The sequence below is a fragment of the Chitinispirillales bacterium genome, from assembly GCA_031254455.1.
Taxonomy (GTDB): domain Bacteria; phylum Fibrobacterota; class Chitinivibrionia; order Chitinivibrionales; family Chitinivibrionaceae; genus WRFX01.
This window is the reverse complement of sequence record JAIRUI010000098.1, coordinates 1-20787: the sequence shown is the minus strand read 5'-3', so window position 1 is coordinate 20787 and position 20787 is coordinate 1. Positions and strand designations below refer to the sequence as shown.

Here is a 20787-nt window from a genome sequence, read left to right as displayed (position 1 = left end):
GGAACTCCTAATGTGTCGCCATAACGGGTATCAAGCCAACCCGCATAGAGTGTCATGCTCTGTGTTACGGGATTTTCAAAATACCATTTATCTGTGCAGTCAGGATTCTTAAACCATCCGTTAAACACATGGTACTCTTTAGCAGGTTTGCTTGGTTCAATGATTCTGGTGCCGTTGAGAATCTCAGATATTGTACTCGGATTTGGCGAACCGCCATTACTGTTAAATGTTACATTCCATAAGTAGGTAACATAAACCAAAGCCATACCTATACCGCCATCAACACCCTTAGCATTATAATACTGAGCATTACCACCACCGCCTATACCAGGATCGCGGGCAGGATTATTTTTCTTTCCTCCTAAACCTCCGCCAAAGGAAGTCAGATAAACACTTGCCAAATTTTCTAAAGATCCTGCGTTGCCGCCTGTAATATTTTGGTTATCACCTTTTTTTTGACCATTACTGCCAGGATTACCACTAACGCCTCTACTGTCAATTACTCTTGTGTAATTTGTGATACCTGGTGTGCCGCCTGCTCCGCCACCGTCCATATTTTCACCACCAACATCAAATCCTCCCCCATGTCCACCACCAGCAATAATCTTTGTTATATCTCCAGCCGAAAATGTGAATTCAACAGTTGTTTCTCTACCATATTGTCCATCTAACCCGTTACCCCAATTTTCACCACACTTTGTATGACGATATTGACCTCCGGCACCTCCATTTCCAACTGCTATCTCAAAGGTGGAGCCTTGTGGCACTCGCAGTTTCGCCCAAGTCGCTGCCCCACCGCCACCACTACTACCGGTTCCCTGATATTCATCAAGCATACAATATCGACTATGTCCGCCTTCACCTCCTCCGCCACCACCGACAATAAAAACTTCCACTTCTGCGAGATTATCGCATGTTTTAGGACCGTTAGTGGTTTCTGTTTTATTCGGCACTACCGCATTCCCCACACCACACAATGCGGCAATCATCGCCGCTACTTTCAAAAACCTATTTTTGTTTTGCATACAAAACCTCCTGAATTAAAAATTTTACAAAAAGCATAACACCAATTGCAGAAATAAAACATTATGAATTACTGAGGAAAGTAGAACTTGTCTGCAAAAAAATCAGAAAAGGCTGCTCTGCCGAAATTCATATTTTTTTGCGAAAAATGACGAATTATCCTACATCAAGATATAACAGGAGACAGGAAGACAGAACAGCCTATATGGCGGTTTGTCTCCTGCTTTTTAGCAGAGATGCAGATAGAATAATAGAGATAAAATCCATATTATTCGTCATTTTTCGCATTTATAAAATAGTTTATAGTTATGATAAATATGGGAAAAATTTGAAAGAGTCAAAAATAAAATCCGCTATATATTTCTTTTCTATCAATAATACTAGTTTCTAAAATTCGGGAATGAAAAATACACGTATATGGCATACTTGCAAACGATATATAGTATTTTTTTGAAAAAGGATAGAAAAAGGATATATTTATGTCTGTCTTTATGCCGTATATTTTATTAATCGCAGGTATCGCTCTTTTGTATTTCGGCGCGGATTGGCTTGTAGATGCGAGCGCCAAACTTGCGCTTCGTCTTGGGATAAAGCCGCTTGTTGTCGGATTGACCGTTGTAGCGATGGGAACAAGCGCTCCGGAACTTGTGGTCAGCGTTCAGTCCGTACTTGTAGGAAAGGGAGACATTTCGATAGGGAACGTAATCGGCTCAAATATTTGTAACGTGGCTTTAATTTTGGGGCTTTCCGCTATAATTTGTCCGATAAGCGTTTCAAAACAGTTGTTCAAATTCGATATTCCGGTCGTTATCGCCGCTTCTTTGCTTGTGTGGTTTTTTTTAAAGGACAACACCGTACAAATTCGGGAAGGCGTCGTTTTCTTAATTTTATTTATCGGCTATATAGTTTATAGCGTCGTCAACGCAAAAAACGGCGAAAAAATTGAAAATAATTTGAAAAAAAACGACTCCTGCATAAAAAATATCGCATTCATTATCTTAGGACTTGGATTGCTTGTAGCCGGTGCAAACTTTCTTGTGAAAGGTGCGGTGGATTTAGCGTTGAGTTGGGGTGTAAGCGAAGCGGTAATCGGTCTCACGATAGTGGCTGTAGGAACAAGTTTACCGGAACTCGCCACATCCGCCATAGCCGCCTTCAAAAAACAAAACGACATAGCCATAGGCAACATAGTCGGTTCTAACATATTCAACATTCTCGGAATACTCGGGGTAGTAGGAGTAATGGGACCCGTTGCGGCTGACGGGATTTTATTAAGAGATATTTTGACAATGGTCGGACTCGCCGTTATTCTTTTTTCGCCGATATTAACCAAACGTATTCTTACCGGACGGGAAGGCGCCGTATTTCTAGGAATCTACATAGTTTATACATTTTTAATTATTACTCAATAACTCGATTTATCCATTTTCCGTGACGGACTCTGAAAAAGCCGATAACCGTTTTTATTATTTCTTCCGACAATAAAAATATTACCACTCCGATTAACGGCAAATGCAAAACGTCTCTTGCTAAAAGCGCCATCGGAAGCCCGACAAACCAAATTCCGCCGATGTCTAACGCAAGTGCGAATTTCGTGTCGCCTCCGCTGCGCAAAATTCCGTTAACAGTGTGAAGATTAAACGTTTTGAACGGCAAAATAAACGCGTACACTAAAATTACAAGCGAAGTTATTTCCAGCGTTTCGCTTTCAACTCCGTAAATTATCGGGAACAGTTTATTGCCGGCTGCAAGGAGTACCGCAAAGACGACCGAAATAACGGGAATAATTTTATGGACGATTTTCGCGTAATCGTGCGCAATAGAAAGTTTGTTTTCACCGATTTTGTTGCCGATTAATATAGCGGTCGCCGAACTTGTTCCGAAAAATACAACGAAAAATATGTTGAAAATATTGTCTGCGATACATACCGACGTGATTGCCTGCGTACTGATTCCGGCGTAGATTTTGTTGAACAGCGAAGTGCCGATAACCCAGCCCATTTCGTTGAGAAAAACCGGATAATTCGTTGCGACGAATTTTTTGATAAACCCTTGCGAAAGTGTAAATAAATCCTTTATTCCCGCAAGAAGAAACGAGTTTTTTATACGCATCACCGAAAACAACAAAGCCACTTCCAAAGTACGGGAAATCAAGGTCGCAAGCGCCGCGCCTTCAACGCCCATACGGGGAAATCCGAATTTCCCAAAAATGAACACAAAATTTAAGAATACGTTTGTTATAAGCGCAAAAGTCGTTGTAAAAAGCGGAAGTTTAGGCTTGTGAGTTGAGCGTAAAACTACACAATAAGTAAAAGATAAGGCGACAAGCGGAAACGAATATCCGTTTATTTTAAGATAATCCACTCCTAAAGAAATTACAGCGGCGTCTTTCGTATAAAACGAAACTATCTGTTCGGCAAAAGCGATGGAAAACATTGAAAAAATCGTACTTGCGATTATTGTCAAAATAAGCGTGAACCCAAGAGTTCTTTGAACGCCTTTAACGTCTTTATCGCCCCAATACTGCGAAACAAAAATTGCGCACCCGGAAGTAACGCCTACCATCATAAGAATAAAAATAAAAAATATTTGGTTTGCCAAATTCACCGCGGCAATGGCGGTTTCGTTAATTTGTCCCACCATTATCGTATCGGCGATATTCACCGCCGATATTAAAAATTCGTGCATAGCGACGGGAATCGCAAGCGGAAGCATCTCCTTTATGAAGTGGCGAATTGTGACTTTATGTCCATGTATTTCCTGCATATTTTTCCTTTTTTTAGAATGAAATTGTTACTTCCATCGCAAACTGACTGTGATGAGAAAGAAATTCTTGCTTTCCCGTAATATTCCGTCTTAATTCATAAAATAAACGCGCATCTACGTTTTTTGTGAATTTATATGCCATTTGCGGATAAATATTTATTGAAACATCGTCATAATCTTCATTTTCAAAAGTATTATTGTTTTTTTGCGGATAGAACCTGTGGTATGATTTTATTAATCTTATGGAAAGCGAATAATCTATGTCGCCTTTTATTTCAATTACTTGGTCGCGGAAAAGCTTTATCGTGCGCCCGCGTTTCCCGTCAACGTGATATCCCGCCGTCCAATTATTTGTAACCGTCTTTGTTTGAGAACTGCGCATCAACGTATCAATCCAACGTCCTTCGTCTGCAACAAGCGACGAATCGCGGACCTCTGTCGAATCAAATCCCAAATCAAGAGAATAAGAAAAATCTAAACCCAATTTTTTTAAACGTATCGAGGTTTTTATAAGAGGAGAAAATCCCCAATATACTTTATGATTCTTTTCTATTTTACTAAACAACATTCCGCTTCTTGAGTTTGTAAGCCGATAATTGTATCCCCAATCCAAACGAAAATTAGAGAAGTTTTGTTTAACTATATCAAGTTGTTCCAACGCCGAACTGCTCACTCCAATCCTAACGTCGGGAAAAATTATCGCCGTGTCCAATCTGTCGACTTCGGGCGTTATCGAATAAGTTCTTGTCCAGCCAAGCGACATGTTATTTACGGAAATTTCTACGGGCTTGGGGATGCGAAGCGAAGTGGACAATGTATAGTTTTGCGAAGTGCTTCGCCTATCCGAGGCGCTATTTGTATTTCCTATCCGTGTTTGAACGCCGCCGAACGCATTTGAGTCGTCCATATTTCCCGTAACAAAATCACTGAACGAGCGATTGAAAAGTCCGAAAGAATAGAGCATATAATTTAATTTTCCGCCGTCAAGTCCGCGGTCTAAATAATCTATATTCATAAGCGAATTTTTCAAACTCATGCTTGCGCTGTAATTGAAATTTATGCCGTCAAATCCAACCGTCTCAAACCCCTTTGCAATGTTTGAAAGACCTTTCGCAAAATTTTCTCTATTTTTAACGCTTTTTGAGAAATCCTCAAAAAGACGACGAATATTAAACTGCGTGCTTAAATCAAACGAACTGTTTATACTGGTATTCATATACGTAGTGTCGTAATTTAACGACATGTTTTGCGAATACCCGCCTCCGCCGTTTGCGGAAAACGTGAGCCAACGTGTAATTTCAGGCGTAAAGGCTAATTTTATGTCTTGGTTTCTGCTTTGTTCGCTAAAAAGTACGTTGTACTGCCGGTATTGGTCGTCCATACGGAAAACAGCGGAATTTGCAAAATTACCGATTCCGCTGTTTTCCCAATTTTTTATAAATTTGTCAAAGTTTCGATTTATCCCCAAATTGTAGTTTATCGCAACAAAAGGGTTTATAGGTTTATAGGTCATATTAAACCCATGCGTCATTGTAACTTCTTCAACGGGTTTTTGGTTTAGGAAATACTGTCCGGATGTGTCCGTTACATCTTGAATTGAATTGTATTTTTCGCGTTTTTGGTAGTTTACGTTCATAAAATCAAACATTACTCTTTCCGGAAGTAAATTAAGCGACATCCCTTTTGTCTTTTTTGAAAGGTTCAAATTTTTTACATTTTTTAGCGGCGACCAAGAAAGTGTTTCGATAACCTTTTTGGACGGAGAAAAATTATAATCCAAATCCATACTGTGATTCCGGTTTGTGTTTATTTCTCCGTGATATTTCTCAAATCCTTCACGATGAATTTTATCCGCTTCATTTTCGGGAACTTCGCCCGCGCGGGCAAGAGAATCCCGATAATTTACTCGATAGTCTATACCTATTCTGTCTGCCGTTAAGCGTGGAATGACTTTTTCGGAAGTTTTATTTTTATGGTATCCGGTATATGCGCTTCGACTGCGTCCGCGTGTTTCATATTTTTCGGATAAAGTAATTTCGCCTTTTTCTTTTGAATTTGAAATAATTCTGCCAAAGTCGCCAAGCATATCGCTTAATCCGTCGGATTCTCCACGCGTGTTATTAAGTTTTATATCGCTGTTAGGACGCATTTGCGGCCGCTGCATCGAAGCGGCAATGTTGCCGCCTAACGGAATTTGAACTCCTAATCTGTCGGGCAAAAATTTATCTATTTGTATTTTTGAGCCCAACCCCGAACTTATACGCGCACTGCTTTCTTTGTGTATATCGTCCGACATGCTTCTAAAATCCGCATCGGTATATTTGAAATCCATTGAATTTTCAATAAAATCCGACCAATTTAGTTTCATTGACGCACGTAACGCCCAGCCGCTGTAATCACTGATCCCCGTCGCCCTGAATCCGTTTATTCGAACATCGCCGGAATAAATATTCGACCCGTTTTGAATTCCGAACGCAATCCAAGAAACATTAGAAAGTGAAGGCGCAATTCTGGTTTCCGAATAAACTCGCAAAGAGTCGCCGTTTTCAGTTACTGAAACGGTATTAATTAACGTATCTCTTTCGCCGTATTTGTCAAACCACGAAATTTTAAGTTTTGTCAAGTCGTCCAAATTTACGGCAAACCCTTCGCCGTCCCAGCCGACATTTTCGCCAAGCCGCCTTGTTTTGTACTCATAATAACCGCTTGCATCGTTCCCGAATCGTAAAACGAACCAATTATCGTTAAAATTATTTATTTTACCCGCTATGTCTTTTGCCCAAAATTTTACAGCCCGATACCGCGATAAATCCATTGATTGCGATTCTTCAAAATCTCTGCCGACCAAAACTACGCTATCGGCGGGAACGCCGGTAAATTCTAAACGAAGAGTATAATCGGTCGCCTGTTCTCCGTTTATGGAATCGCGATGCTTCCAAGCCGGATACGTGTATCCAAGCGTTGATCGGCTGTCCAAAACGCTCGCCACGACCAATCCGGATAATCCTGAAGTGTCTTTTACTTGCTCTTTCCACGTATTCCCCACGAATTGTATTCCTTCAAATTCCAAAGAATCCAAATGCCCCGGCAAATCAAACGACGGTTCTATTTGTGTCCAAAGCATTCTTAAGTGACGAACTCTTCTCCAGTCCGGGTTTCCGTACACGTCAAAATTTTGTTTATTGTTATTTGATATCGAATCCGGAATTATACTGATAGGAACACGAACGTGAATCCATCCGGAATTTGTGTCGTTTGCAAGCAGCGTTTTATCGTAAAACGGTGATTTTTTTATATTTTTTAAATCGATTTTATATCGGAAGTAATCTCCGCCGTCTATAGCGGAAATGACAATACCGTCTCCGTCTATGTCTTTGCTGTCCGCTTTTTCGTTTCCTTGCGTTCCGTTTACATATTTTCTGTTCGCAAGATTATCTTTATCATAAAGTTTATAGTCGTCGCGCGACGGGTCAAATCTCCATTCTTCACCCAAACGAGGATCGTTATATCTGAGCGTATCCCAAAAGAAACTGCCTGAAGAAGTGAAATTCGGATAAAGATAAAACTCGTCTTCGTTTCTTTTTTTATCTAATCCAAGGTCGGTCGCTTCAGTTACGTACGACGAGTATGTTTCATATTCTATACCTCCATTGGGCGGCCCCCCGTTTATTGAAATATCTTCGGATAAATTTCCCAAGTCAATAAAAAGCATTCCTTCGGCGGGTTTTTTCCCCGTCTCACCTTTCACTTTAATCCAAAACTCAAAATACCTGTCTTCCGAACGGTCCATTAACGCGTTTGAAAAACCGTGGCTTATGCCTGCATACGGAGAAACTTCCGGCTTCTTTCCGTCCAATGAAATTCCGCTTCGCAAATCCTGTTTTTCGGGATACGGCTGAACGACCAATTTCAGCGTATTTATTTTGTCGTAATACGTTTGAGCGGCATTATTAGTATTCTCCAAAGGATAAATTTCGCGCCTTTCCGTACGACTGTCTCCAATTGCCGGCTCATACCAATACCAAAACCAGGCGGGTGGATTTTTTTCAAAATTCTTTGCCATATAAGGATCGGGAGCGGCTCTGTACCAATTTGTATGCGAAGTTCCTATAGAATATGTTCTAGCCGAAGTGCTGAAATTGTCAATTGACGCTTCTCCGTTTGATTTCGCTGAATTTTTTGACGACGAATACGCCGTTTCAATGTCGAATACCGCAGAACTTTGCTCTTCACGTTCTATAAACGGAATTAAGTTTATCGCAGAAGTCATCCAATGAGGAGCGAAATCAAGCCGTAAGTTGCTGTCGAACAAAAATCTGTTATACGGTTCGGTACCGACTTTAGGCATCATTTTTTTTGCGTCCATAAGCTGCCACATAAGAGTTGTCGATAAAAACGAATTTCTTCCGATTCCCGGTAAATCCAATTTCCCGTTAATTCCGATAAATACTTTTTTATCAAGTAAAAACAAAGATTCTTTCTGGTAATCGCACTCTATAACATCGGCGCTTAACGCTTTCGGAGAAATCAAGACTACGCTGCCGAAGCCATAGTCAATATCATAGTCGGTGTAACGGATAAGAGAGTCGCCGGCGCCGATAGAAAGCTTTTCGGATCCTTCTACAATGCCAAAATCCAAATTAAATCGCTCAACTCTCTTTTTGCCTTTTGTTACAATTTTATACTTTGCCTTAACCGATGATTTTGAGTCGTCATAAGCGTCAAAATTTACGTTTGAATCTTTGTCCGACAGTCCTAAATTAGGATTCGTAAAAACCCAGTTTGCGTTTTCGCCGGTTTTCGCTTTGAACGGAGGAATAAACATATACCCGTTTTCCAAGTCAAAGATTTGACGATTCGTCACCGAAATAGTTCCGTTTTCGCTTAAACCCAAAATATCGGAAAAATATTCTCCCGCGTCGTTTTGCGATTTCTGTTTACCGTCGAGCGATTTGCGAAGAACGTCCAAAGTAAAATCCGTTTCATCGCCTGTTCCTATATAATAGACGTTTCGCAGCATCAAATTGTAATTATCGTTTTCTATTTTTGAAGAACCGTTTTTAAGTACCCACAAATCCCTGTAGGCGTCTGCGGTTGTAGAGTCGTTTATTACAACTTTATTAATTGTCGTATCGCCTTTATATGCTAATCCGGCTATTTCAAAAACTACTCCGATAACGTCGCTTTCGTTTAGCCGACTCATAAATTGAATAACTCCCTGTCTTGTCAAATCCATTGTATAATCAACGCCGCTTTTAAGTTTCTTAAAAGCATGCGCTTCTTCTCCGCCTTCTTTATAATAAGCATATCTTATGTCGTCGGTTGGAGATTTCCAAGTCACTTTTCTATATACATGAATTTTTTCGGTAAGTATCTCCGGCGCCTGCGTTGAAGGATTTTCCGCTTTTTGCCTATAAATATCGTCAATATAGAAAAATTGATTTTTTGCGTATTGTAGTTCTGAAATAGTATCGGTCCGCGGTTCGTTGCTTTTAATCGTTTTATGCTGGGTTTCCACGTTTTCTATACTAGCAATCGTGGTCAATTCCAAAGGACCTAATTTTGAGCGAACTTTTATTCCAAACAGATTTTCGTTACTGCCGGAAGAATATCCCGCCAATCCTTGACCGGGCATTTGAAAATTAGTTTTTCCTATTTCGACTTCCTGAATAATATCGTCTTCCAATTCACCCGGCGTTTCTTCGCGATAGTGAATTTTCACTTGGCTTAACTGATCTCTTGCCTGATCAAAAAAATCGGAATCTTTAACGTTGCCTTTAAGGTTTATTTCGAGATGTAAAAGACGACCGACGCTCCCCTTTATGTTAAAATCGCTCGTCGGCTGAAACATCACCTGCGCTCTTTTTTTCCCGGGCTTGTCGCGAGTTCCTTCGTCCGCGTCTACGGATACGCCAAAAAGTATTTTTTGACTGCCGGTGATAGCGAGTTTAGGCGGTTCCTGTCCTAAAATTCTTGTCGCCCAGCGCGGAAGACGAGCAGGAACGGCAAACGTAAGTCCGGATTTGTTAGTGTAATTGTCTTTTCTTGAGAATTTCCCTTTTTCGCGAACATATTCATTCCAAAGCGAATTTCTGGCGTGTGTTTCCATATCGCGCAAATAATCTTCAATTTCCGAATAATGAAATTGCCAAACAGGCATTTCGGTTAATTTGTCAATTCGTGAAAACGTAACGTTTCGATTTCCGAAATCAACAATTAAAGTGTCTTTCATCATTGCCGGTTTGTTTTTGTCCAAGACGTCCGCATGAAATTCCTGCAAAGGAGAACCGCTGTATAAATCGGCATAAGGATTTCTATATGTTCCGCTTCCGTACTCAATTTGCGCAAAAGAATAGACCGAAAAAAGAAACACCGCGAATATTGCAATGTAATAATTTTTTATTTTTTTAAGCAAATTCCGGTCCTCATAAAAAGTGCGGTGATTGAGTGTTTTTGTTTCGCTTAAATCACGCCGAAAAATAGTTTTTTTACACAAAAGAATGCAATGAGGACTGTTTTATTTAAAGTAATAGATGAAAAATATTATTTTTAACGATAAAAACAAAAGGAAATTATATGATAAATTCGATTCAAAGAAAACTTACTCGGGTTGCATTTGTCGGAAACGTAAAAATCGGCGGCGAAAATCCAATATCCATTCAATCAATGACGAACACAAAAACCGCTGACGTAGAGGCGACAACCGCGCAGATTCGCAAACTGGAAGAATCGGGCTGTGAAATCATTCGCATAACCGTCAACGACGACGCGGCGGCGCAAGGCTTTGAAAAAATTGTCAAACGAACGAAACTTCCGATTGTAGCCGATATTCATTTTGATTATAAGATGGCTCTTTCGGCAATAAAATCCGGCGCGGCGAAAGTTCGGATAAATCCGGGAAATATCGGTTCGGTTGAGCGTACAAAAGAGGTTGTAGAAGCGGCAAAAGCGGCTGGAATCGCAATTCGCGTCGGCGTAAACTCAGGAAGTTTGCAGAAAGATTTGCTTGAAAAATACGGGCGTCCGACTCCTGAAGCTCTGGCGCAAAGCGCTCTTAGGTATGCAGAAATGATGGACGAACTAAATTTTACAAATTTGGTTTTGTCGATAAAATCTACCGACGTAGTTTCTACGATTGCGGCGTGTGAAATTTTGTCGTCAAAGACCGATATTCCGCAGCACATTGGAATTACCGAATCCGGAACGATAAAAACCGGAACGATAAAGTCGGCCGCAGGGCTTGGCGCTATTTTGTCGAGAGGAATAGGCGACACGATTCGAGTTTCGCTTTCAGGCGACCCTGTCGATGAAGTCGGCGTCGCACGGGAAATTCTTAAATCGCTCGGACTTCGCGGAGGACCCGTTTTAATTGCTTGCCCGACATGCGGAAGAACTCAAATTGACTTAGCCGGACTTGCCGAAAAAGTCGAAGAAAAACTTAAAAGCGTCAAAGAAGACATTTCGGTAGCCGTTATGGGCTGCGTCGTAAACGGTCCGGGCGAGGCGAAAGAGGCGGATGTCGGCGTCGCCGGCGGAATCGGCGAAGGACTTTTATTTGTCAAAGGACAAACCGTTAAAAAAGTCGCGGAAAGTCAAATAATATCCGAATTGTTTGTACTGATTAATAACTTTTTGGAAGAAAAAAATAGAATTGTTAAATAAATTTGTCGTTAAAAGACGTATTTATTATACTTTCTTAACGAATTTCGCAAACAAATCATAATCGTCGCAATCGACAATTTCGGCTTCAACAAAATCTCCGACAGCCGCGTCTCCATCCGTTAAAAAAACTTTTCCGTCCACTTCCGGAGCGTCGCCAACGCTTCGACATTCAAAATTATATTCTGGAAATTCACTGACTCCGTCCACGATTATCTCAATTTTTTGTCCTATTTTCGCTTCCTGTTTTTTCCGGCTTATTTCTCTTTGAATTTCCATAATCGTAGTTATCCTTTTTTGCACGGTTTTGTTTGCCGGACGATTCGAAAGTTTTGCCGCTTTTGCGCCTTCTTCCGGCGAATACGGGAAAACGCCTAGTTTGTCAAATTCCGCCCATTTTACAAATTCGCATAACTCCTTGAAATCTTTTAGGTTTTCGTTAGGATAGCCGATTATAAACGAAGAACGAATTGTCGCGTTAGGAACTTTTTTGCGTATTTTTTCAATAAGTTTATATAACTCGCTTTTTTTCGGTTTTCGCCCCATTGATTTAAGGATTTCATCGCAAATATGCTGCAACGGAATATCAAAGTACGGACAAATTCGTGAATTTCCTGCAATAAAGTCCAAAAATTCGTCGTCAACGAAATTAGGATGCAAGTACATCGTCCGAATCCAGCGAAAATTCGTCGCTTCCAACAGCGTCTTTAATAAGACGGTAAGATTTACGCCTATGTCTCTTCCGTAAAAAGAAGTGTCTTGCGAAACTATAATTATTTCCTTAACTCCTTTTTCTTCAAGAATTTGCGCTTCTTTGACAATTTTTTCCATCGGCTCACTCTTAAAATCGCCTTTTATTTGAGGAATAACGCAAAACGAGCATTTGTGAGAACAACCGTCGGAAATTTTTAGATACTGCGTGTGAATCGGTTCGGACAAAATCCGTTCAAAACCTTTCGTAATATCCTGAAAATTATAGAATTTTTTTAATTCTTCACGCCAATTTTGCGTCGAAAGCCATAAATCGACTTCTGGAAAATTCTTTTCAACTTTTGATTTGTATCGCTGCGAAAAACACCCGGAAACGATAAATTCACTCCCGACTTTTTTTTGCGAAGCGTACTCCAAAATCGTATTTATCGCTTCCTGCGTCGCCTGCTCGATAAACGAACAGGTATTAACTATTATCGCGTCCGCAACGGCGGCGTTTTGAGTTGTTTCAAATCCGTTTTTAACCAAAAAACCTGCAATCGTATCGCCGTCAACAAAATTTTTTGAACAGCCCAAATTGCATAAAAACAATTTCTTCATCTTCTGGCGAGACCGAAAAACCGCAAGATGTTTATGAAAATAGCAGAAAACGAAAAACGTATAAGTTGCTCAAAAATAAACAGTAATTCGTTCGGCGGAATCATTTTTATCGTCTCTTTGAACGGAACCGCTTTGTGAAGTTTAAGCGTCGCGTCTCTAATCCACAAAAGCGACATTTCGTTACGCATCCAGTATTTGCTATGACCGCCCAGAGCGTTCAACCACCGCACACCGCCGTCCCAACGTCCTTCCGACCTTATGAAATACAGTGAAAACGCTCCGATAATTCGTTGGAAATGCATGGTTTCTATGTTACGAAGCCCAAGCGCAACTCGTCTTAAAGCCCGCTCGTCAAGACGATTCGCTCTGAAAGTTCTTGTAATCTCCGCTTCGAAAGTATCCAACTGCCGCAAAATTTCATTAAATCCCATTCCGCAGCCGTCTGGATTGAGCATTCCTGAAGCGCCCCAAAAAATAACATTGTCCAATGCGTATTTTTTCAATATTCCCGATGGAATCGAGCCGTAAAGCGGTGCAATAACTTCTGCGTCCGGATAAGTCGATGCAAGCGTTTTTTCGAATCGAAGTTTTAGTTTCTGCGGATCGCCGAAAGTACCGTTTTTTCCGATGAAAACATAAAAATTTATTTCATTTTCGTTAAACGGATGAATACCTACGTAAGTATTTTCGTCGTCGTTAAGCGGATAATATTCCAATTGGACAGGACGCAGATTATTTTTGACGCGAATTTTTGCGCCGTAAATTACCCACGCATCTACGCGTCTGACCAAATTGCGTTTACGCACTATCGGCGAATGCGCCCCGCAGGCGTCAATCAAAAGTTTACCCGTAAAAATTCCGTTTGTCGTTTCTACAGTCACGAAATCTTGCTTTTTTCGTGAATAGCCGCGAAACTCCGCCCGAACAAATTTTACGCCGTTGTTTTTAGCTCTATCTATCCAAATTTGCAGCGTTTTATCATGATCTAAAACCACGCAATCGTCTCTCATATTGTGCTGCAAAGTAGGCGCTACAAAATGAATGTGTTCGCTTTTGAACGCAATAGCGTCATCCAATTTTTGCGCTTTTACTCTATCCAAATAAGAATACCAGGAGGCGAAAGTCGTTCCTAATTCATTTTTTTCGATTAACAAGACAGAAAACGTCTTGCTCAATTTCGCCGCCGCCGAAAGTCCGGCAGGTCCGCCGCCTACAATTATTATATCGTATTCAGGTAATGCTTTGGTCATTTTTTCCTCCGTTTAGCTCCAGCAGGAAAATACTATATGTTCAACAACATTATGCTTTATTTAGCGAACGTTAAAACCAAAAAAGAAAACTTTATGTCGTTTTCTTGAAAACGCCTGATTTTATAATCTTCGTAACGCCGCTATATCTACCCGATCGCCTTCTCAAACAATTTATTTATTCTCTGCATATACGCCGATTGATCCGGAACCGGACTCCCGTCGGCGATAAGCGCCTGCTCGTAAAGGAGTGTGACCCATTCCTGCAAATCGTCGCTTTTTGGATCTTTTTCGTACAGAGAATTAAGTTTGTCGATTACCGAATGATTTGCGTTAATTTCCAAGTTCTTTTTACTATCCGGTATCATCTTTCCCATCGCTTTCATCATTTTTTCCATATGACCGCCGACCTCGCCTTCGCCGGCTACGACTCTTGCCGGACTTTCTTTAAGGCGTGTTGTAATACTGACGTTCGCTACTTTTTCATTCAAAATATTTTTGACGCGTCCGATAAATTTTTTCAGTTTTTTCTCGCTTTCCTCTTTGGCGGTTTTATCTTCGCCGTCAAGTTCGCCTAAATCTAATTTTGAATCGGCGATACTTTTGAGTTCTTTTCCTTTTGCGTTAAACAAAGCGGGAACTATAAACTCGTCAATCGGATCGGTAAAATAAATCACCTCAATATTTTTTTCACGAAACAATTCCATGTGCGGACTTTTACGAACCGTTTCGTAAGTATCGCCTATAAGATAATAAATATCTTTCTGTTTTTCGTTCATTCGAGAAATATACTCGTCAAGCGAAGTCAAATAATCCGCATTGTCGCCGCCGCTTGAATTAAATCGCAGAATATCCAAAAGTTCTTCGCGATTTTCGTAATCGTTATACAAACCTTCTTTGATAATTGCGCCGAATTCTTTCCAAAACGCCGAATATTTTTCTTTGTCGTTTTGAGCGAGTTTTTTAAGTTCCGAAAATATTTTTCCGGAAAGCGCCTTACGAATTTTACCGATAATAGGATTATCTTGCAAAATTTCTCGCGAAACGTTAAGCGGCAGATCGTTTGAATCAACGATTCCCCTCACAAAACGGAAGTAATCAGGCAGTAATTCTTTTATGTCGTCGGAAATAAACACTTTTCTCACGTACAATTTTACACCGTGTTTACGTTCCTGATTATAAATTTCAAACGGTGAAATTTTTTCGGGAATAAACGCAATAGCCGAATATTCCATAGCTCCTTCGGCTTTTGTATGAATCGTTTTTAGAACTTTGCCGAACCCGCCGCACGCCTGCGTATAAAATTCTTCGTATTCTTCGTCTTTGACTTCGCTTGCGTTTCTTTCCCAAATCGGTTTCAGCGAATTTATTTTTTCCAATTCACCTTTTTTATTTTCATCGTCGCTTGCCATCATCACCGGAAACGCTATGAACGAAGAATATTTTTTGATTAAATTTTTAATTTTCCAATTTTCTAAATACTCTTCTTCGCCCTCGTTTAAATAAATAATGACGTCGGTTCCGCTTTCCGCCCTCGCCGCCGTCGAAATTTCGTACGTCGTGTCCGCCGACGATATCCAACGAAACGCGTTTTCCTCGCCGATTCTTTTTGTCAAAACTTCTACTTTTGACGAGACCATAAAAACCGAATAAAATCCTACGCCAAACTGCCCGATTAGATTTGAGTCTAACTTTTGGTCGCCCGAAAGATTTTCCAAAAACACTTTAGAACCGCTTCGCGCAATAGTTCCCAAGTTGTTTATAAGTTCTTCGCGGCTCATTCCTATTCCGTTGTCCGAAATTGTCAGCCGACGGTTTTCTTTATCGACCGAAATGGTTATTTTTAGGGAATCTATGTCTATTTTGACCGCATTGTTTGTCAACGATTCAAAACGGGCTTTGTCCAACGCGTCCGACGCGTTTGACACAATCTCGCGCAAAAAAATCTCTTTGTGACTGTAAAGAGAATGAATCATAAGTTGAAGCAGTTGCTTGGCTTCCGCCTGGAATTCCAAAGTTTCCGACATAAATTTACTCCTTTTTGTTTAAATAATATTGTTTTTGGGGAAAATAATAAGATTTTTATTTGCCTGTCAACCGTTTATTTAGGCAGAAATTATTTTTTGACAAAAAGTTTAGTTCAAGGAGAAACGTTTTGGACAAATATAAACAAGATTTTATTGAATTTATGGTAGAATGCGAAGTTTTAACTTTTGGCGATTTCATAACAAAAAGCGGACGCAAGACACCGTATTTCATCAACACCGGAAGATACAAAACGGGGGCTCAGATTGCAAAGCTCGGAGAATTTTATGCGGAAGCGATAACAAAAAATTTTTCCGATTATAACGCGCTTTTCGGTCCGGCATACAAAGGAATTCCGCTTTCGGTAACGACGGCGATCGCTCTGACGAAAAAAAACATAAACGTAGGATTTTGTTTCAACCGCAAAGAAATAAAAGACCACGGCGAAGGCGGAACGCTTATAGGATATAATCTGAAAGACGGAGATAAGGTCTTGATGATCGAAGACGTCACTACGGCGGGAACTTCAATCGCCGAAACGCTCCCCATCCTAAAAAACATCGCAAACGTAACTGTCGGCGGACTTATAGTGAGCGTAGATAGACAAGAGAAAGGCGGCGACGGGCGCGGCGCGTTCACTCTTATTGAGCAAGATTATAAAATTACGCCTAAAGCGATCGTATGCATTGACGACATTGTAGAATTCGGATACAAAAGACGAGTTTGCGGAAAGATTTTAATTGACGACGATACAAAAAGAAAAATTGACGATTATCGCTCGCGGTACGGAGTTTGTTTGTGAAAAACGATGAAAACAAGTTAAATACGGAAGAATTTCTGTCTATGCGCAATAACGATATAGTACAGGTAATGCTTATTGAAAAAGAATCGTTTTTCAACACGCTTGCCGTATCCGTAGGAAAATTTATAATGGAAGGAATTTCGGAATTTGGACAAATGATGAAATTCCTTGCTCAGGGATTATTGGCGAAACCTAAAATTTCGTCTGTTTCTCAACAGCTTATGCTTGTCGGCGTGCGTTCGATTCCCATAGTGCTTTTGGCTTCTGTTTTTACGGGATTTATCGCGACTTGGCAGGTTCATTATTTGGCAAAAGATATGATAGGTTTGCAATATTTGGGAATGATGGTTCTGAAAGTCGTATTGTCCGAACTTGGACCAACGCTTATAGGTCTTGTTTTGGCGGGAAGAATAGGAGCGAAAGTCGCCGCAGAAATCGGAACTATGAAAGTTACCGAGCAATTGGACGCGTTGACCTGTCTTTCGCTTAACCCTATAAAATATATTATTTCTCCTCGTATAATATCGGCGTTTTTAATGACGCCGGCAATGTTTGTTTACGGCTCTATAGCGGCGATAGTCGCTTCTCAAATTCTTGCGACTGTCGCTTTCGGACTTAACGTCGGAACGTTTTACAATTCGATGCGGCTCATGTTTAATATAAACGACGTTTATATAGGGCTTGTAAAAAGCTTTGTGTTCGGAGGAATTACCGGACTTACGGGCTGTTACTACGGATATACGACCACGGGCGGCGCGGTCGGCGTCGGCGCATCGACCAGAAACGCGGTGGTTTCCGCTTCGGTAATGATACTTGCCGCAAACTTAATGATCAGTCAGGTAATGATGTAATGGTGATTCAAAAATCAAAAACGCCGTTTACAAATTTATCTAATTTGGAGAATTTTATATTTAACACGGTTTTTCTTATTATTTTGGTTTACGTTCTCGCAATCGGATATTATAAACAAGTTTTGATAATTAAAGAGTTAAATATTTCTGCAATAATTATCTTGTATTTTTTTATTTCTGCGCTTTTTTTGTCACGTTTTTTCTCATACAAAAACAAATCCGCGCTTGTATGCGACGGTGAAGATACGTGGAACTTCTTCAAAGGAAATAAAAAATTTCGTTTTGAAACGAATGAAATTTCTTTCGTCAAAAAGTCGTTTTGGGGTCTATATTCATCGTTTTCGATAGTTATAGATCGTCAAAAAATCCACATTCCGGCCGAATCGAAAAATTTGGCTGCGCTAATACAAAGTTTGTCTAAACGGCTTAAGAAAGAACAGATTTCGGACTTTCTGCAATATCATCAAAAAGCGTCTTTTATCCGTTTTGAAATGGAAAAAACGGCAAACGTTCTTAAGTTTTTTTGCTTTCTTATCGCGCCTATTGCGTTTTTTACCGCCGTAAGCGTTTGGGAATGCGTGTCAATGATGATTTGTATTGTTTGGGTTATTTTCTCGCTTATTTATCCGCTTTTTTGGACGGCGGTTAATTGGATATTATTAATTTTTTCTGCAAACAACTTCTCTATTTTCTCAAAAGTTTCGGCGGTTTGGGCGTTTTTTGGCGTAATTTTCTATATGCTTTTAGGAATATGTTATCGTAATTTCTATCTATGGGCGATTTACAGGTTATAGAAATTTTGAAATAATATACGATCGTTTTTTGATAATTGATAACACTGTATATCATATAGGCGCGTCGCTTAAAGATTTAGGCGAAAAATTGTTTGCTTTTTCAAAAATGGAAATCAAAGATACCGAATTGCTAAAAAACATATAAATACAAAAAACGCTAATTTTTTCTCGTTTTTCAACTTTCCTGTTATATCTACCCAAAACATAATATTATTTTATTGATGCGTAAAACTATGGATTGTCGGAATAATACCCGACTTTTCATTAGTGCTTTTTGACTTTTTTGTAAAAATAAACATAATGGTATAAACATCCTTTCTTAGGTTGTTCTGCCCATCAACCTTATGTTTATTTTATTCAAAGCACAGGTAAAAAATTCATAGTTTTACGCAAAAAACACGAATTTCGGCAGAGCAGCCTTTTTGTTTTTTGCATATAAGTTCTACTCTCCTTTAATTCATAATGTTTTTGATTCGGCTAATATCCGATATCCATACGGCGCAAGCCGTATGGGATGACGGAAGACATATAGATTGCTTCGTTATTATATTCCTCGCAATGACGTGTTGTGCGCTATCGACTACATTCGTCATTACGGTAAAACGAAGCGATCCAGAGATAGATATGGAAGAAAAGAATCATTAACAGAGGGGTGTTATTATGCTGAACAAAAACGGTTTTCTCAAAGTAATGTCGGTGATGGTGATTGCCGCAGTTGTGGCGATGGGACAGGTAGATATAACGGATAAGTTCACCGACCCGAACTTTAAGGCGGAAGTATATAAAGCGATAAATAAAACCGCTCCCGCTCCGATATATGATACGGATGTGGATACTGTGAAGGAGCTTACGATGAAATATAAGCACATAACTTCTTTTTCCGGTATAGAATACTTTACAGGATTGACATCGTTGTATGTTCCCCGCAATCAACTGACAACGCTGGATGTGTCGGGATGTACCGCCCTGACGACGTTGGATTGCTCCGACAATCAACTGACAACACTGGATGTGTCGGGATGTACCGCCCTGACGACGTTGGATTGCTACTGCAATCAATTGACAACGCTGGATGTGTCGGGATGTACCGCCCTGACGGAGTTGGATTGCTCCGACAATCAACTGACGACACTGGATGTGTCGGGATGTACCGCCCTGACGACGTTGTCTTGCTCCGACAATCAACTGACAACACTGGATGTGTCGAAGAATACTGCGCTGACGAGGTTGTTTTGCCACTCCAATTATTTCACCGGAGAAGATAAAATCATAGGCTTAAATAAGTCAATTACTAAAAATTTATTTTTTTCGCCGCAGAATAGTCCGGAAACGTTAGACATTACTGCGTATTTCACAGACCAGAATTTTAAGACGGAAGTGTATAACATAATTGATAAGGCATTTGGAGAGCCAATATATTACAGTGATGTAAATACTAGGACAACACTTGACGTGTCGAATAAAAATATAACTTCTCTTGCCGGTATAGAATATTTTTCCGAGTTAAAAACGTTGCGGTGCAACAACAATCAATTGATTGCACTTGATGTATCGAAAAATACAAAACTAACCGGATTGTGGTGTGCCTATAATCAATTAACAACTTTTAATATATCAAAGAATACCGAACTGACATATTTGTATTGCAACGACAATGTATTGACTGCTCTTGATGTATCAAAGAATGTCAAACTGAAGGAATTAGATGTGAGAAATAATTATTTTACCGGAGAAGATAAAATCACAGGATTAAACAAGTCAATTACGACTGTATTTTGTTTTGACCCGCAGAAAGCAATAAGAGTTGTAACATTTAATTCCAATGAAGGTTTTGCAGTTGCCGATATAATTGTGGAAATGGGTGCAAAAGTCAACAAACCCAAAGACCCTGCAAAAACCAATTGCACTTTTATCGGCTGGTATAAAGACGCCACATTAACAATACCATGGAACTTTGAAACCGACGTAGTTACAGCTAATATTACCCTCTACGCCAAATGGATTGAGGTAGTAAACGTAATTTGGGGCAACTTAACACTTGAGTGGAATGGAGAACCTCAGTCGCCAACGGTAACGGCTACACTATTGAACGGAACAAGCATGCCGCTTACGGTAATAGAACAGCAAACAAACGTTGGTAATAATTATATTGCAACGGCAACACTGACAACACCTAACGACAATATTCAATTGGCGAACACAAGTAAAACTTTCTCAATAACAGAACGAACCGTCGCGGTTAAGTGGGAAAATACGGGACCGTTTATCTACAATAGAACGGTTCAAGCGCCGACGGCAAAACTTGAAAC

12 protein-coding genes are annotated in these 20787 nt (G+C 40.1%); 6 read left to right on the top strand and 6 right to left on the bottom strand.

All coding sequences use genetic code 11. The annotated features are described in order from the left end of the window. On the bottom strand, window positions 1–1025 hold a 1025-nt coding region (locus tag LBH98_07640; GenBank protein MDR0304618.1), incomplete at its 3' end, for an InlB B-repeat-containing protein. 477 nt (window positions 1026–1502) lie between these two features. Here LBH98_07640 and LBH98_07635 point away from each other — a divergent pair. Next, window positions 1503–2435, top strand: coding sequence for a calcium/sodium antiporter (locus tag LBH98_07635; GenBank protein ID MDR0304617.1), 933 nt, complete (start codon window positions 1503–1505; stop codon window positions 2433–2435). Here LBH98_07635 and LBH98_07630 read toward each other — a convergent pair. Together LBH98_07630 and sprA are read right to left on the bottom strand one after the other, a co-directional pair. Beyond that, a complete protein-coding gene (locus tag LBH98_07630) occupies window positions 2425–3789 on the bottom strand; it encodes an MATE family efflux transporter (GenBank protein ID MDR0304616.1) in 1365 nt (454 codons plus the stop codon). The two genes, LBH98_07635 and LBH98_07630, sit on opposite strands and share 11 nt — an antisense overlap. Before the next feature lie 13 nt (window positions 3790–3802). Beyond that, window positions 3803–10204, bottom strand: a complete 6402-nt coding sequence (gene sprA / locus LBH98_07625) for a cell surface protein SprA (protein ID MDR0304615.1) — start codon at window positions 10202–10204, stop codon at window positions 3803–3805. Window positions 10205–10365: 161 nt separating this feature from the next. On the opposite strand from sprA, the gene ispG reads away from it, so the two are divergent. After that, on the top strand, window positions 10366–11451 hold the full coding sequence (ispG, locus tag LBH98_07620) for a flavodoxin-dependent (E)-4-hydroxy-3-methylbut-2-enyl-diphosphate synthase (GenBank protein ID MDR0304614.1): 1086 nt from the start codon (window positions 10366–10368) through the stop codon (window positions 11449–11451). A 24-nt stretch (window positions 11452–11475) separates the two neighbouring features. On the opposite strand, the gene rimO is transcribed toward ispG, so the two are convergent. The 3 genes from rimO to htpG form a co-directional block, all read right to left on the bottom strand. Further along, window positions 11476–12759, bottom strand: coding sequence for a 30S ribosomal protein S12 methylthiotransferase RimO (gene rimO / locus LBH98_07615; protein ID MDR0304613.1), 1284 nt, complete (start codon window positions 12757–12759; stop codon window positions 11476–11478). Beyond that, complete coding sequence (locus LBH98_07610; GenBank protein ID MDR0304612.1) at window positions 12756–14009, bottom strand: tryptophan 7-halogenase; 1254 nt, start codon at window positions 14007–14009, stop codon at window positions 12756–12758. The genes rimO and LBH98_07610 overlap by 4 nt, the downstream gene beginning before the upstream one ends. Before the next feature lie 146 nt (window positions 14010–14155). Then, the gene (gene htpG, locus LBH98_07605; GenBank protein MDR0304611.1) at window positions 14156–16033 is read right to left on the bottom strand and encodes a molecular chaperone HtpG; all 1878 of its coding nucleotides are present in this window, start codon (window positions 16031–16033) and stop codon (window positions 14156–14158) included. Window positions 16034–16161: 128 nt separating this feature from the next. On the opposite strand from htpG, the gene pyrE reads away from it, so the two are divergent. The 4 genes from pyrE to LBH98_07585 form a co-directional block, all read left to right on the top strand. Continuing rightward, window positions 16162–16833 (top strand): orotate phosphoribosyltransferase, encoded by a 672-nt coding sequence (gene pyrE / locus LBH98_07600; GenBank protein ID MDR0304610.1) that lies wholly within the window; start codon window positions 16162–16164, stop codon window positions 16831–16833. After that, window positions 16830–17684, top strand: a complete 855-nt coding sequence (locus LBH98_07595; GenBank protein ID MDR0304609.1) for an ABC transporter permease — start codon at window positions 16830–16832, stop codon at window positions 17682–17684. Before pyrE ends, LBH98_07595 begins: the two co-directional genes overlap by 4 nt. Continuing rightward, the gene (locus LBH98_07590; protein ID MDR0304608.1) at window positions 17684–18478 is read left to right on the top strand and encodes a hypothetical protein; all 795 of its coding nucleotides are present in this window, start codon (window positions 17684–17686) and stop codon (window positions 18476–18478) included. Before LBH98_07595 ends, LBH98_07590 begins: the two co-directional genes overlap by 1 nt. 660 nt (window positions 18479–19138) lie before the next feature. After that, window positions 19139–20787 (top strand): leucine-rich repeat domain-containing protein (locus LBH98_07585; GenBank protein MDR0304607.1); only part of this gene is annotated, 1649 nt, incomplete at its 3' end.

What these genes read in the sequence shown, in the direction of transcription:
- LBH98_07635 (MDR0304617.1), top strand. Translation starts at nt 1,503, where the DNA reads ATGTCTGTCTTTATGCCGTATATTTTATTAATCGCAGGTATCGCTCTT.
- LBH98_07630 (MDR0304616.1), bottom strand. Translation starts at nt 3,789, where the DNA reads ATGCAGGAAATACATGGACATAAAGTCACAATTCGCCACTTCATAAAG.
- ispG (MDR0304614.1), top strand. Translation starts at nt 10,366, where the DNA reads ATGATAAATTCGATTCAAAGAAAACTTACTCGGGTTGCATTTGTCGGA.
- rimO (MDR0304613.1), bottom strand. Translation starts at nt 12,759, where the DNA reads ATGAAGAAATTGTTTTTATGCAATTTGGGCTGTTCAAAAAATTTTGTT.
- LBH98_07610 (MDR0304612.1), bottom strand. Translation starts at nt 14,009, where the DNA reads ATGACCAAAGCATTACCTGAATACGATATAATAATTGTAGGCGGCGGA.
- htpG (MDR0304611.1), bottom strand. Translation starts at nt 16,033, where the DNA reads ATGTCGGAAACTTTGGAATTCCAGGCGGAAGCCAAGCAACTGCTTCAA.
- LBH98_07590 (MDR0304608.1), top strand. Translation starts at nt 17,684, where the DNA reads ATGGTGATTCAAAAATCAAAAACGCCGTTTACAAATTTATCTAATTTG.